The sequence below is a fragment of the Candidatus Tisiphia endosymbiont of Sialis lutaria genome (assembly GCF_964026535.1).
Classification (GTDB): Bacteria; Pseudomonadota; Alphaproteobacteria; order Rickettsiales; family Rickettsiaceae; genus Tisiphia.
Genome location: NZ_OZ032153.1, coordinates 76,081 through 88,851, shown reverse-complemented (window position 1 = coordinate 88,851; position 12,771 = coordinate 76,081). Strand labels below are relative to the sequence as shown.

16 protein-coding genes, 1 tRNA gene, 1 other RNA gene and 1 pseudogene are annotated in these 12,771 nt (G+C 33.0%); 16 read left to right on the top strand and 3 right to left on the bottom strand.

What is annotated here, in order from left to right; translation table 11 throughout:
* Nucleotides 1–77: 77 nt before the first annotated feature.
* The 3 genes from AAGD20_RS00480 to AAGD20_RS00470 are packed head-to-tail and all read right to left on the bottom strand — an operon-like array spanning nt 78 to nt 1,353.
* Entirely contained in the window at nt 78–227 is a 150-nt protein-coding gene (locus tag AAGD20_RS00480; RefSeq protein WP_157905647.1) for a hypothetical protein, read from the bottom strand.
* 3 nt (nt 228–230) lie between these two features.
* Nucleotides 231–1,085, bottom strand: coding sequence for an Rpn family recombination-promoting nuclease/putative transposase (locus AAGD20_RS00475; protein WP_341748996.1), 855 nt, complete (start codon nt 1,083–1,085; stop codon nt 231–233).
* A gap of 1 nt (nt 1,086) precedes the next feature.
* Nucleotides 1,087–1,353 carry a hypothetical protein gene (locus AAGD20_RS00470; RefSeq protein WP_094648952.1) on the bottom strand — a complete coding sequence of 89 codons (267 nt, stop codon included), beginning with the start codon at nt 1,351–1,353 and terminating at the stop codon, nt 1,087–1,089.
* A gap of 410 nt (nt 1,354–1,763) precedes the next feature.
* Here AAGD20_RS00470 and recA point away from each other — a divergent pair, with 410 nt between their 5' ends.
* The 16 genes and pseudogenes from recA (at nt 1,764) to AAGD20_RS00390 (ending at nt 12,737) form a co-directional block, all read left to right on the top strand.
* Nucleotides 1,764–2,798 carry a recombinase RecA gene (gene recA / locus AAGD20_RS00465; RefSeq protein WP_341748995.1) on the top strand — a complete coding sequence of 345 codons (1,035 nt, stop codon included), beginning with the start codon at nt 1,764–1,766 and terminating at the stop codon, nt 2,796–2,798.
* A 65-nt stretch (nt 2,799–2,863) separates the two neighbouring features.
* Nucleotides 2,864–3,589, top strand: a complete 726-nt coding sequence (fabG, locus tag AAGD20_RS00460) for a 3-oxoacyl-ACP reductase FabG (protein ID WP_094648950.1) — start codon at nt 2,864–2,866, stop codon at nt 3,587–3,589.
* A 490-nt stretch (nt 3,590–4,079) separates the two neighbouring features.
* Nucleotides 4,080–4,307, top strand: a complete 228-nt coding sequence (locus tag AAGD20_RS00455; protein WP_341748994.1) for a CopG family transcriptional regulator — start codon at nt 4,080–4,082, stop codon at nt 4,305–4,307.
* Nucleotides 4,304–4,666 (top strand): type II toxin-antitoxin system VapC family toxin, encoded by a 363-nt coding sequence (locus tag AAGD20_RS00450; protein ID WP_094648949.1) that lies wholly within the window; start codon nt 4,304–4,306, stop codon nt 4,664–4,666. The genes AAGD20_RS00455 and AAGD20_RS00450 overlap by 4 nt, the downstream gene beginning before the upstream one ends.
* An 84-nt stretch (nt 4,667–4,750) precedes the next feature.
* Nucleotides 4,751–5,464, top strand: coding sequence for an SURF1 family protein (locus AAGD20_RS00445; protein ID WP_410520902.1), 714 nt, complete (start codon nt 4,751–4,753; stop codon nt 5,462–5,464).
* 49 nt (nt 5,465–5,513) lie between these two features.
* Nucleotides 5,514–5,981, top strand: a complete 468-nt coding sequence (bcp, locus tag AAGD20_RS00440; RefSeq protein WP_094648947.1) for a thioredoxin-dependent thiol peroxidase — start codon at nt 5,514–5,516, stop codon at nt 5,979–5,981.
* Between the two features lie 157 nt (nt 5,982–6,138).
* Nucleotides 6,139–6,738, top strand: a complete 600-nt coding sequence (locus AAGD20_RS00435) for an outer-membrane lipoprotein carrier protein LolA (RefSeq protein ID WP_341749406.1) — start codon at nt 6,139–6,141, stop codon at nt 6,736–6,738.
* Nucleotides 6,739–6,775: 37 nt separating this feature from the next.
* Nucleotides 6,776–6,869: signal recognition particle sRNA small type (ffs, locus tag AAGD20_RS00430), an RNA gene on the top strand.
* A gap of 151 nt (nt 6,870–7,020) precedes the next feature.
* A complete protein-coding gene (locus tag AAGD20_RS00425; protein WP_341748993.1) occupies nt 7,021–7,464 on the top strand; it encodes an NUDIX domain-containing protein in 444 nt (147 codons plus the stop codon).
* A gap of 307 nt (nt 7,465–7,771) precedes the next feature.
* Nucleotides 7,772–8,701 (top strand): annotated as a pseudogene (locus AAGD20_RS00420) (Rpn family recombination-promoting nuclease/putative transposase).
* A gap of 299 nt (nt 8,702–9,000) precedes the next feature.
* Nucleotides 9,001–10,542, top strand: a complete 1,542-nt coding sequence (gene dnaX, locus AAGD20_RS00415; RefSeq protein WP_341748992.1) for a DNA polymerase III subunit gamma/tau — start codon at nt 9,001–9,003, stop codon at nt 10,540–10,542.
* Nucleotides 10,543–10,553: 11 nt separating this feature from the next.
* Nucleotides 10,554–10,877 carry a YbaB/EbfC family nucleoid-associated protein gene (locus tag AAGD20_RS00410; protein WP_094648943.1) on the top strand — a complete coding sequence of 108 codons (324 nt, stop codon included), beginning with the start codon at nt 10,554–10,556 and terminating at the stop codon, nt 10,875–10,877.
* 88 nt (nt 10,878–10,965) lie between these two features.
* Entirely contained in the window at nt 10,966–11,169 is a 204-nt protein-coding gene (locus AAGD20_RS00405; RefSeq protein ID WP_094648942.1) for a hypothetical protein, read from the top strand.
* 84 nt (nt 11,170–11,253) lie between these two features.
* A tRNA-Ala gene (locus AAGD20_RS00400) sits at nt 11,254–11,328 on the top strand.
* A gap of 124 nt (nt 11,329–11,452) precedes the next feature.
* Nucleotides 11,453–11,614, top strand: a complete 162-nt coding sequence (locus AAGD20_RS00395) for a hypothetical protein (RefSeq protein WP_341748991.1) — start codon at nt 11,453–11,455, stop codon at nt 11,612–11,614.
* A 16-nt stretch (nt 11,615–11,630) separates the two neighbouring features.
* The gene (locus AAGD20_RS00390; RefSeq protein ID WP_341748990.1) at nt 11,631–12,737 is read left to right on the top strand and encodes an IS256 family transposase; all 1,107 of its coding nucleotides are present in this window, start codon (nt 11,631–11,633) and stop codon (nt 12,735–12,737) included.
* The last annotated feature ends 34 nt before the right edge of the window (nt 12,738–12,771 follow it).

Genomic DNA, 12,771 nt, shown 5'->3' with positions numbered 1-12,771 from the left:
ACGGTCTCCATAAATCAATTAAAGCTGGTGAGTAATTGGAACCTTCAATTAATTCAGCCAATTCTTTACTACCAAACTTAGACAAGGCTGCCTGCATCACTTGATACATCTTTGAATTTACCCAGTGACTCAGATTTACGTATTTCCTCAGGCATGTTAACTAGCCAGTCATTACCAGAGGAAGTATTGTTAGCTTCATAGTTATTAGCAATTACTTCTTTACTCATAGGTTATTCTTCTTTTAACTTCTCTATTTCTTCAAGGGTTAGTTTTGTATATTTAACTATTTTTTCTATTGGTTCATTATCAATTAACATTTCTTTTGCTACAATTATAGCTTTTCTTTCTTCGCCTCTAGCTTCCCCTCTAGCTTCGCCTTCCTGGAAACTTTCTGCTAAAGCAATGTCTTCTGCATCTTCCTGCAATTTACACCTTATATATAAGTCATATTCTTCTGGCGTTAGTCCATACATATCGATAACTTGGTAAGCCTCTAATACCTTACTACTCTTAATTCCCTTAGGTGGACTATCCTCTTCTGTCGCGTGTTTGAATAGGTGTAACCACTCATCGGCTACAGTCAATAATTCGGTCTTATTAAATTTTCCAAGCTCTATAAAAACATACGATATATCAAAAAAATGTTGTGTATTGGTAGTTGTCTCAATAATTTTATGAGAACTTATATAAGGTATGTCTTCACCAGCTTTACCAAATATTTTGTTTTTTATTAATGAAACCACTAATATTGGTAACAAATTATTATGGGTCATTCCTTGTTTAAGTTGTTGTACATATGAATGAGCAGAATAATATTGTACTCTTTTTAAATAATCAGTTTCATTTTTTTTCTGCATCTCAATAATGTACTGGTTGCCTGATTCATCTTCAACTTTCAAATCAAATGCACTCCTCTTACCTTTATTAATTTTAGGTAATTGCTCTGATGGAATAAATTTGATTTTCTTAATTAAGTATTTTCCATGTAAATCAAGAACACTGTTAAGAAATTCTTTTAGCCTCTCTAGATCACTAAAGATTTTCTTAAATAGACTATCATTTGTTGGGTCTAAATATTTTTGCATATCAACTACTCCCTTCTATGTTATTAACTCCATCATCTTCTGAAGCCTGTGAGCATATATATAGGAACAATGCTCGATGCCCTTCAAGAAAGGCAGTGTACTCACTTTCCTGCCGAACGAAATTGCTACGATGTATGCCGCTCATTTGAGCTAAATCCTCTAATATTATTTTACCATCTTCTCCACTAAAAAGCTTGCAATAAATTGATTTTAATTGCTCTTTTTTTAATAAAGGTGATGGGGATGAGGAGTTAATTGATAGTTTCATTTGATCATTGCCCTTGTATCTGTTGCTGTTGTAACTGTTGCATTTGCATCATCTTACGTTGTTGCCTTATTTGTAGTACTTCTTGCTCGTTCTTGAGGATTGAGCCTGCGGGCTAACTATGTGCAATATTTCTACTATTTCATCAGCTAATTCCATATAAGGCAGGCATCTAGAGATTCCCGCCTACGCGGAATGACAATAGTGGGTGGAAATGGCAACTTAACTTATATTTCTATTTTCAGTTGCGATTTATAAATCGTCGTGATACTATAGTTAATTTAGGAGAATTTAGGGCTAGGAGCGACGAGTAACAACATCCCCAATTTTTCATCAATTGACTATATTTTACTGGATTTCTCTCGTATGTTACTTTATAAATTTAACTTGATTTTATTTAGCAGATTCTAAAAATGAATGTTATAGACAAAGAAAAAGCACTACTTGCTGCACTTAGCCAAATTGAAAAAAGTTATGGCAAAGGTTCGGTTATGAAACTTGGGCAACGTCGAGCTGTAGATGTTGAGGCAATACCAACAGGATCGCTAGGACTTGACCTAGCACTTGGTATAGGCGGTCTCCCTAAGGGAAGGATTATTGAAATTTTTGGACCAGAGAGTTCGGGAAAAACTACCTTAACTTTACATGTAATTGCTGAAGCACAGAAGAAAGGTGGCACTTGTGCTTTTATTGACGCAGAACATGCTTTAGACCCAGCATATGCCAAAAAATTAGGAGTAAATATTGACGAGCTTATTATTTCTCAACCAGATACTGGTGAACAGGCTCTTGAAATAACTGATACTCTAGTACGCTCTGGAGCTATTGATATGGTCGTTGTTGATAGTGTTGCTGCCCTTGTGCCTAAAGCAGAAATTGAAGGAGAAATGGGTGACTCCCATATGGGGTTACAAGCTAGATTAATGAGCCAAGCACTTAGGAAACTCACCGCATCAATTTCCAGAACTAATTGTGTAATTATTTTCATTAATCAAATTAGAATGAAAATAGGCGTCATGTTTGGCAGTCCAGAAACTACCACAGGTGGCAATGCTTTAAAATTTTATGCCTCAGTAAGGCTAGATATCAGAAGAATTTCATCAATCAAGGATAAAGATGAAGTAGTAGGTAGTCAAACTAAGGTCAAGGTTGTTAAGAATAAAGTCTCACCACCATTCAAAACTGCAGAATTTGATATAATGTATGGTAGTGGTATTTCTAAAGAAAGCGAGATAATAGACCTTGGCGTTAAATTGGAAATAATAGAAAAGTCTGGTTCTTGGTTTTCCTATAAAGACATTCGTATAGGACAAGGTAGAGAAAATGTTAAACATTACCTGAAAGAACACCCTGCTATCTGCTGTGAAATAGAACAGCTAATTCGTCAAAAATCTTCTCATAATATTAGCTTTGATAGTGAAACAGTAATTATGGAAGAGGATGAATAACAAATATCTGCTAAGTGCTATTCTGGTTAACTAATATACTTAAATAACTACAAATTGGAGCTAAAATGATAAACTTGACTGATAAAAAATCTCTAATTACTGGAGCATCTGGAGCAATTGGTGGTAGCATTGCTAAGCTATTACACTCTCTTGGTAGCCATGTAATAATTAGTGGTAGCAACCAAGAAAAACTACAAGAATTGGGTAATAACTTAAAAAATAATTATACGATAGCACCATGCAATTTAGCCAATAGCGAGGAATGTAATAACTTGGTAGCTAATCTTGAACAAATAGATATTTTAGTTTGTAATGCTGGAATTACTAACGATATGCTAGCAATAAGAATGTCCGATGAGATATTTGAGCAAGTTATAAATATAAACTTAAAAGCTAGTTTTATTCTAAATCGTGAAGCGATAAAAAAAATGATGAAAACTCGTTATGGTAGAATAATTAATATAGCCTCTGTGGTTGCAGTTTCTGGTAATCCAGGGCAAGCAAATTATTGTGCTTCCAAAGCTGGGATGATAGGTATGACAAAGTCTCTAGCCCTTGAGGTGGCAAGTAGAGGGATCACAGTTAATGCAGTTGCTCCTGGTTTTATTAAATCAAATATGACCGATAAATTAAATGAAACTCAAAAAGAAGCGATAATGCAAAAAATCCCTCTAAAAACTTTGGGAAACCCCGAAGATGTTGCAAATGTAGTAGCTTTTTTAGCAAGTGACAAAGCTTCTTATATCACTGGTCAAACTATCCATGTTAATGGTGGATTGGTGCTGGTATAGTCAATTACCCTGAATTAGTGCCGAAAAACATCCATCGTGCTGTTTATTACTTGATAATCAAGTTTTTTGCAGAGCTTATAAATAGTAGGTTATTTGAAGGAAATTTGAATATATCAGAGTTACAACATCTATCTTTAAACGCAGAATCTGTCATTCCCGCTTCGGTGCGGAATCTATAATACCTCAGGGCATTTTTAGATACCTCACTGAAGCAAAGATGACAACCATTGTCCTATATTTTATTCAAATCTGCAAAAAAACTTGATTATCGAGTATAAGTAATAGGCGAGCGACGAGTGACGACGTCACCAAATTCCCCTGAATTGACTATAACGAAGAAATTATGATGTCCAAGACTTTAAAATGTTATTTTGTTTTAAAACTAATATTTTTGAATTTATAATTGTTGCCCGAATAACAGCAGTCTTGAAAAAATTAATAAAGTACATTATTATATATCAGATAATGATAACTAATATAGTAGCATAGTATGAGAACTATTATTGATATACCTGACATGCAAGTAAAAATTTTGAATCAACTATCAAAGAAAAAAAAAGTGTCGAGGGCAGAAATTATAAGACAAGCTTTGGCTGACTACATAACCAATTATACTAAAAGTAAAAAAGGCTATAAATCAGCATTTGGTATATGGAAAGATCAAAAATTGGATGGCTTATTATATCAACAAAAATTACGTGGTGAGTGGGGTGAATGAAAGTATTATTTGATACTAATATATTGATAGATTATTTGTTAGGACATACAGTGGCTAGTAAAGAACTTGAGCAATATAAAGATTGTCAAATTAGTATAATAACTAAAATGGAAATATTAGTTGGAGCGTCAGAGGATAACGACGAAACCACCAGAGAGTTCTTAGATAATTTTACCATAATTGACTTAAATAAAGAAATAGCTGAAATTGCCATCTCTATTAGAAAAGAGCATAAAATCAAACTACCTGATGCAATAATATGGGCAACAGCTAAATATTGCAATGGTTTGTTAATAACTAGAAATACCAAAGATTTTCCTATCCATGCCTCTGACATAAAAGTTCCGTACAATATATAATTGATAGAATGGGAATACTATGAGATTATTTGGTTGTACATGAGTATCAACTTTCCAGTAATCGACCTCAGTTTAATAGGAATTATGATGTCCAAGACTTTAAAAATCGGTAAGTGTCAAGTACAGTTACTACCTTTATTGCTTACTATATTAGCATTTGTCATCCTCTTATCACTGGGGTTTTGGCAAATTGCTAGATTACAGGAAAAAGAACTATTTTTAAGTTCAATAAAAAATAACCTTAATAATTCTCCTCTTGATATAAAAACACTTAGTGTAGATAAATTATATGCTAAAGTAAAAATGAAGGGGCATTTTTTGGTTGGTAAGAATTTGCATCTTTATGGACGTAAATCAATGGCCACGGAAAAAGATGGTTATTATTTAGTCAGACCTTTTCAAACTGATGATAACAAGATAATCTTAGTTGCCCTAGGGTGGTTTGCTGCGAGGTATAAGAAAGATATTGATAATATAACAGATGATTCGACGGAAATTACTGGTGTGATTCTCCCTGGGGAGAAAACCAAGCTGTTTGTCTTAGATAATGATGTTAAAAATAATGTTTGGTTTACTTTAGACTTAACTCAAGCATCTGATATTCTTGGTTTAACATTAGAGAATTTTTATTTAATTATGGAAGGTAAAGGTAATCACTCTGATGTTCTTAAAGCTCTATCGATTAAAAATTTGCTGAATGTCAGAAATGATCATTCAGAATATGCCATTACTTGGTTTGCCTTGGCAATTTCATTAATAGTGATTTTTGTAATTTATCATTTGCCTAAAAAAAATTAGAGTGTAAACTGGACTATGAGACGCAAAAAAGTACAAAAAAGGAGTGGTTATGATATTAAAAGTAGGCGATATTGCACCAAATTTTACTATGCCAATAGGCGAAGATAGTAAAATCAATTTATCAGATTTATCAGGTAAGTTTGTTGTATTATATTTTTATCCGAAAGATGATACACCAGGCTGTACTATTGAAGCAGGTGATTTTAATAGGCTAAAGCCAGAATTTAAAAAAATGAATACCGTAATTGTTGGTGTATCAAAGGACAGTTTAGATTCTCATGATAAATTCAAGAAAAAATATTGTTTGGATTTTGATCTTGCGTCAGATTCTAACTCTGATACTTGTGAAAAATATGGAGTTTGGGTAGAAAAATCGATGTTTGGTAAAAAATATATGGGGGTCGAGAGAACTACCTTTTTAATAGACAAAAAAGGTACGATAGCTCACATTTGGTCAAAAGTGCAAGTGGCTAAACATGCTGAAGATGTGTTGAACCAGCTGCGGAAAATAAATTGAAATAATAATATCTTCATGTAGTATACAAAACAAATGTAACTTTATGTAGGTATAAATGACTAACTGGTTTTGTAAAGGTATTATTGTTGTTTATTTTCTTCTAACTATAACCCATGCAGCCCATGCTGGAAGTCTTGAAATCTATTCGGTTGTTAAAATGTTAAAGGCTATCGAGGAACGAAAACAACAGGCTATTGACCAGCTCAAAATATATTTACGGGAAATAAAATCTATTGCTGTGGATTTTACCCAAGAAGATTCGGCGGGAAATCAGACTGAAGGGAAGCTGTTAATTAATAAACCTGCGAAAAAATTTCGCTGTAATTATTATCTACCATTTCCTTTGGTGGTTATTGGTAATGCTAACTATGTGTCGGTATATGACTATGATATGAAACATGTAAGTCGTATTAAGGCAGAGGAGAACGTATTTAATTTTTTGTTAGAAGACAGCATAGATTTTGATAAATATTTTAAAATTGAGTCGACGATAGATCGAGATAATATGTTTGAAATTACTATTTATCATACTTTATCAGAGCGACGTAGTCAAATTACCTTTGACAAAGAGACTAAACAGATGAAAATGTTAAAAATACTTGAGGATGACAATGTTATTACCATAAAATTTAATCATATTGCAAAAGTACAGAATTTTGATGATGATTTGTTCAAGCTCAAACATCCAGACATATTTGGAGTACCAAAGAGACTGAACAAAAGCGATATAGAAAAAAAATATAATTTAGCTAGTTAAATAGCTTGCCTATAGATGAAAAAAGCACTATTTTATCACATGCTAGTAGTGGGCATTGGCTCTGTTCAGTTGGTCAGGTTCGAAAGGAAGCAGCCAAAATAGTCTCTGGTGGGTCATTACTAGCATATATATATTAGACCTCTTGCATAACCTAAAGATAATTGAGGAATTTTTAGGAAAAACGAAGTCGAGTACCGCAGCATACTAAGATGTACGTGAGGAACGGAGACGAGTTTTGACAACAAAATTACCAATTAGATTAGGTTATGCAAGAGGTCTATTATGAAAATAAACAAAATTCATGCTATTGCACGGGCTTATATAAGAGATGAAGATTCTGTGTTAGTTGCTGACAATGGAAAAAATCTATTTTTGCCTGGTGGTCACATAAAGTATCAAGAGCCAATTTATACCGCATTATCAAGAGAACTAAGAGAAGAAATTGGTCTAATTAATTTTGAATTAGGCAACTTTGTTGGCATGATAGAAAATATATGGGATTATAATGGCAAAGCTGTTCATGAGCATTGCATAATTTTTAAAGTTATTTCAAAAGATTTATCTATAAATAGAGAAGTTAAATCAAAGGAAGATCACTTAAAATTCCATTGGATAAAATTTAATGAACTGATAAATCTTAACTTTTTACCTGATGGTTTACATAATTTATTATCTAGATACGAAAAAGATGGTTTATCTCACTTTAAATCATTAATTAACCAATAAATGTGGATTGCCACGACCACTACGTGGTCTCGCAATGACAGATAACGTCATTGCGAGAAGGCGTAAGCCGACGAAGCAATCCAATAAATGTGGGTTGCCACACCACTACCTGTTCTTGCTAATGCACTAGTTATGGAATAATAAAATAAGCAATATCGCAAAAATAATGAAAACAGCTATTAGTGGAGCAAAAATATCTGCTATATTATAGATATAACAGATTTTGCCATAACTTAGTATACAAAATATTAAAGGAAGAACGGCACAAGTTTGGCTAAATGACAAATTAATCAGTTAAGTTAGTCAAATGACAAAAAAGTTAAAGCATGATTCATTAGTCAAAACAATAATGGCTTATCCTGTAGCAGCTCAAGAATTTTTGGAATATTATTTGCCGAATGATTTTAAGAGTTTAGTAGATTTATCAAAAATAACAGTAGAAAAAGAAAGCTACATAGAAGAATCTTTAAACAAAAAATATAGTGATATAGTATATGGAGTTGCTAGCAAGAATCAGGGTAAGGCTTTTGTGTATGTGTTGATTGAGGCTCAGTCGAGCGTTGATTATTGGACAGCTCTACGATTATGGAAATACACATTATTATTGTGTGAAAGGCATAAAAAAGGAAGAAAGAAATTACCATTAGTATATAATTTAGTAATTTATAATGGTAAAGAAGTTTATACTGCTCCTAGGAATTTATGGAGTTTATTTACCGATGCAGTTATAGCCAAGAAAGTGATGACAGAAGATTATCAATTGGTCGATTTACAAAGCATGTCTGATGATGAAATAATGAAGAAGAAGCATGTTGGGATGTTAGAATATATGCTAAAACACATCCATCAACGAGATATGATAAAGCTTTGGGAAGAATTTCTACAAAGGTTTAAATTAGAGATATTAGTAGATAAGGAAAAAGGCTATATTTACATAAAATCGCTTTTATGGTACACTGACGCTAAGCTTCCTTAGGAAAAGCAATCAGAATTGGAGGAAGTACTAACCAAATATTTATCAGAAGAAGAACAAGGTGTTATTATGAGAACTATTGCACAAAAATATATCGAAGAAGGCGAAGCTAGAGGTGAAGCTAGAGGTATCTATATAGGTAAAGTTGAGGGTAAAGCTGAATTGGTAAAGTTGTTGTTAAAGAATGGCAATTCCGTGGGGTCAATTGCTAAGATGACAGGTATGTCTATTAGTAAAATTAATGAATTGCTGAAAATACAATAATTGGGTGTTTCAAATATTTTTAAAATTTAGATTGCTGTAGTTGTGGCTGTGGAATTGTGGAGAACTTCGTTAGAAGTTACCCCTAAATCTACAGCCCGCTAAGCTCGCTACCCTCAAAAACTAGCTCGTTTTAGCAGCACTAATGTTATACCAATTCAGGAGAAGTAGATAGCAGGAACGATGGAGCGACGCCTATAAGTAATAGGCGAGCATTGAGTAACAATGTCTCCAATTTCTCATCAATTGACTATAAAACTCAATAGGACAAGAAAATTAGTAAGAAACAAACTTGGGGTACCGTGACCAAAACAACAGATCAGTATATTACTTTCGCTAGAAAATATCGTCCTACTAATTTCTCTGAGCTATACGGGCAAGAAGTTTTAACAAAGATTCTAAATTATACTATTCAAAAAGATCGTATATCTCAAGGTTATCTTCTTACTGGTATTAGAGGAGTTGGTAAAACTACGGCAGCACGTATTGTTGCTAAAACTATTAATTGTACCAGTCCAATAGTTAAAGGTGAGTATATTGAGCCTTGTGAGAATTGTCAGAATTGTAATAGTTTTAACAAAAATAATCATCCTGATATAATTGAAATGGATGCTGCCAGTAAGACAAGTGTTGATGATATTCGTAAAATAATAGAAAGCAGTGATTATAAGCCGCTAATTGGTAGGTATAGTATCTTTATAATTGATGAAGTTCATATGCTGTCTAAAGGGGCATTTAATGCGTTACTTAAAATTCTTGAAGAACCACCAGCCCATGTAATATTTATATTTGCTACTACTGAACCACAAAAAATTCCATTAACCGTAATTTCTAGATGTCAACGCTATGATTTAAAAAGATTAACATTTGATGATATTTTCCAATTAATTCAAGAAATTGCCAAAAAAGAACAGTTAAAAATTGAAATAGAGGCTCTTAAAATAATTGCATCTAGATCTGATGGGTCGGCTAGAGATGCAGTCTCAGTACTAGATCAAGCAACAAGTTTGGGGGCAGGGGAGGTTATTACCCCTGAAATCGTTTATCAAATACTTGGTTTAGTTGATACAGCTAGTATCATCAAATTCTTTGAGTATATTATTCAAAAAGATGCGGCTAAGTCGATTGATTTAGTAAACCAACTTTATATCTCTTCAGCAAATTTAGAAATTTTTGTAGGCTTAGTTGCTGATTTTAGTGCCTATCTTAATAAGGCAAAGATATTACCTGATTATCAAAATCCTATATATTTACCTTTTAATGATCAGGTTACAGCTATTTTAACAAAAGTTACCCTTTCTCAATTGTCTATTATCTGGCAAATATATAGTAAAGGGATTCTAGAAATGAAAACTTCCCATAATCAGTTAATAGAAGCTGAAATGTTGGTGATAAAATCCATCTACTCACAAATGTTGCCATCATTAGAGGAATTAGTGGATATACATAATGAATGGGGGCAATTAGAGCAATCAGTATTACAACAATCAACTCAAAATCATCAAATTACCGCTTCTCTTGTGACTGATTTTCTGGAGTTTTTACATTTGCATAATGAAATGGAAATTTATTACAGATTGCTAAACCAAGTGGAATTAAAATCTTTTGCACTTCAGACTATGGAAATCGCTGGAAATGATCTGAATAATAAAATAAGAGAGCAAATTGCTAGCTTGTTATTTGCTTGGTCAGGTAAAAATTGGAATGTTATCATTACCAAGCAATCCCAAATAATCACTCTTAAAGAACAATTGATGAATAAAGTAAAATTAAGTAAAGATTGGGAAATTTTAACAAAACACTTTCCAAATGTCACGATTTCGGATATCCTATTAAAGAATTAAAGAGATGTAACATGGTAAATTTTAATCAGTTTTTAAAACAAGCTCAGTCAATGCAGAAAAAAATGCAGGAAATGCAAGAGCAAATGGCAAGTACTGAATATTTTGGGAAAGCTGGTGGTGGGTTGGTAAATATTACCGTTAGTGGTCGAGGAGAGGTTCGTAAGGTCTCTATTGATGCCTCTTTGCTTAAAGAGACCGAGAAAGAGTTGCTGGAAGATTTAATTGTTGCAGCTTTCAGTGATGCAAAAAGCAAAGTTGATGAGGATTCACAAAATTCTATGCATAATGCTTTTGGTAATATTGGTTTACCACCTGGGCTAAAAATGCCATTTTAAACCCTTCTTTTCCTTGACAAATATTAAAGGTGAGATATTTTGTCATTAGATTATATATATAGAAAAATATTTGAGGTAATTGCATAATATGTCAAAAGCTAAAACAGCGTCTAAAAATAACCCAACCTCTAGAGAGCAGGCTAAGGAGTATTTTTATAATGGACAAAAAATTAAACCAGTAAAATTTATATCTGGTAAATCTTCCTTTTTGGCAGCAGAATACGATGTCTCAGGAGATTTAGTAGTTGGTTCTGATGGTAAAGCATTACCTTGGGGTAGAGCAAAAATTTAACTTGAGATAAAATTTTGCAATAAGGTTGTTGACCTTACGTATAAAAAGGTATATAAACTACCTGTTCGTTAAAGGTTATGGTTTGGGGATGTAGCTCAGGGGTAGAGCATCTGCTTTGCACGCAGAGGGTCGGGGGTTCGATTCCCTTCGTCTCCACCACTCTCCTATTTCGTTACATTTTATGAACATGTCGAACGGTGGACGCAAGGTATAGCCTAGCTTACAACCATTCAGTTCTAGGTGAGTCAACCGTCAAATTAGGAAAATCATCAAAAATAAGGGGGTGTTTCCAGATGATAAATCAATTCAGAAAATAATATTTTTAGCTCTGCAAAATGCATCTAAAAAATGGACTATGCCCATAAAAGATTGGTCATTAGCTTTGAATCAATTTGAAATACTTTGTGGTAATTTTAAATATGATTTATTGGAATGTAAAAAATAGAACTTACACAAAATAAATGATTGACTCTGAATTAGGTTATTCAAAGCATAGTAAAATGCCGAAAGTAGATAATAATCGTCGTAATGGTAGCTATGAAAAGACAATAATTGATGATGATGGTAGGAAGGTTACTCTGGAAGTACCAAGAGATCGAGAAGGAGAGTTTGTTCCGAAATTAATACCTAAAGGGCTGAGAAGATTCAGTGGATTTGACGATAAAGTTATCTCACTTTATGGTCGAGGAATGACAGTCAGTGAAATTCGAGGTCATTTGGAAGAAATATATCAAACTGAGGTTTCCGGTGATTTAATATCGACAATAACCGATGGAGTAATAGACGAAGTAACTAGGTGGCAAAATCGAGGTTTAGATAAGGTTTATCCAATATTATACTTAGACTGTATTCATGTTAAGTCTAGGGATAACCAGGTAGTGATAAATAAAGCAGTATATTTAGCGATTGCTGTTAATATAGAAGGAAAGAAGGAGTTGCTGGGTATTTGGGTAGGAAAAAATGAAGGTGCTAAATTCTGGATGCAAGTAGTTACTGAGTTAAAAAATCGAGGAGTAGAACAAATTTATGTTGCTTGTGTTGATGGTCTAAAAGGTTTTCCGGAAGCGATAAGTAGCATATTTCCTGCGACTATAGTACAGTTATGTATAGTTCATATGGTTCGCAATTCAGTGAAGTATGTCTCATATAAGGATTTAAAGGAGGTGACCACAGATTTGAAGCAAATTTATACAGCAAATAATGAAGAAATGGCAAGTCTAAAACTTCAACAATTTAGTTCAAAATGGGACAAAAAATATCCAGTAATTTCTGATATTTGGCAACGTAATTGGTGTGGGATAATCCCATTTTTTGCTTTTCCTGAGGAAATAAGAAAGGTAATTTATACAACAAATACCATTGAATCTGTCAACCGTCAAATTAGAAAAATCATCAAAAATAAGGGGGTGTTTCCAGATGATAAATCAATTCAGAAAATAATATTTTTAGCTCTGCAAAATGCATCTAAAAAATGGACTATGCCCATAAAAGATTGGTCATTAGCTTTGAATCAATTTGAAATACTTTGTGGTGATTTTAAATATGATTTATTGGAATGTAAAAAATAGAACTTACACAAAATAAATGATTGACTCAACAAAT

Bases quoted from the DNA above. Each gene is read 5' to 3' on its own strand.
- AAGD20_RS00480 (WP_157905647.1), bottom strand. From the start codon at position 227: ATGAGTAAAGAAGTAATTGCTAATAACTATGAAGCTAACAATACTTCC.
- AAGD20_RS00475 (WP_341748996.1), bottom strand. From the start codon at position 1,085: ATGCAAAAATATTTAGACCCAACAAATGATAGTCTATTTAAGAAAATC.
- AAGD20_RS00470 (WP_094648952.1), bottom strand. From the start codon at position 1,353: ATGAAACTATCAATTAACTCCTCATCCCCATCACCTTTATTAAAAAAA.
- recA (WP_341748995.1), top strand. From the start codon at position 1,764: ATGAATGTTATAGACAAAGAAAAAGCACTACTTGCTGCACTTAGCCAA.
- fabG (WP_094648950.1), top strand. From the start codon at position 2,864: ATGATAAACTTGACTGATAAAAAATCTCTAATTACTGGAGCATCTGGA.
- AAGD20_RS00455 (WP_341748994.1), top strand. From the start codon at position 4,080: ATGAGAACTATTATTGATATACCTGACATGCAAGTAAAAATTTTGAAT.
- AAGD20_RS00450 (WP_094648949.1), top strand. From the start codon at position 4,304: ATGAAAGTATTATTTGATACTAATATATTGATAGATTATTTGTTAGGA.
- AAGD20_RS00445 (WP_410520902.1), top strand. From the start codon at position 4,751: ATGATGTCCAAGACTTTAAAAATCGGTAAGTGTCAAGTACAGTTACTA.
- bcp (WP_094648947.1), top strand. From the start codon at position 5,514: ATGATATTAAAAGTAGGCGATATTGCACCAAATTTTACTATGCCAATA.
- AAGD20_RS00435 (WP_341749406.1), top strand. From the start codon at position 6,139: ATGTTAAAGGCTATCGAGGAACGAAAACAACAGGCTATTGACCAGCTC.
- AAGD20_RS00425 (WP_341748993.1), top strand. From the start codon at position 7,021: ATGAAAATAAACAAAATTCATGCTATTGCACGGGCTTATATAAGAGAT.
- AAGD20_RS00410 (WP_094648943.1), top strand. From the start codon at position 10,554: ATGGTAAATTTTAATCAGTTTTTAAAACAAGCTCAGTCAATGCAGAAA.
- AAGD20_RS00405 (WP_094648942.1), top strand. From the start codon at position 10,966: ATGTCAAAAGCTAAAACAGCGTCTAAAAATAACCCAACCTCTAGAGAG.
- AAGD20_RS00390 (WP_341748990.1), top strand. From the start codon at position 11,631: ATGATTGACTCTGAATTAGGTTATTCAAAGCATAGTAAAATGCCGAAA.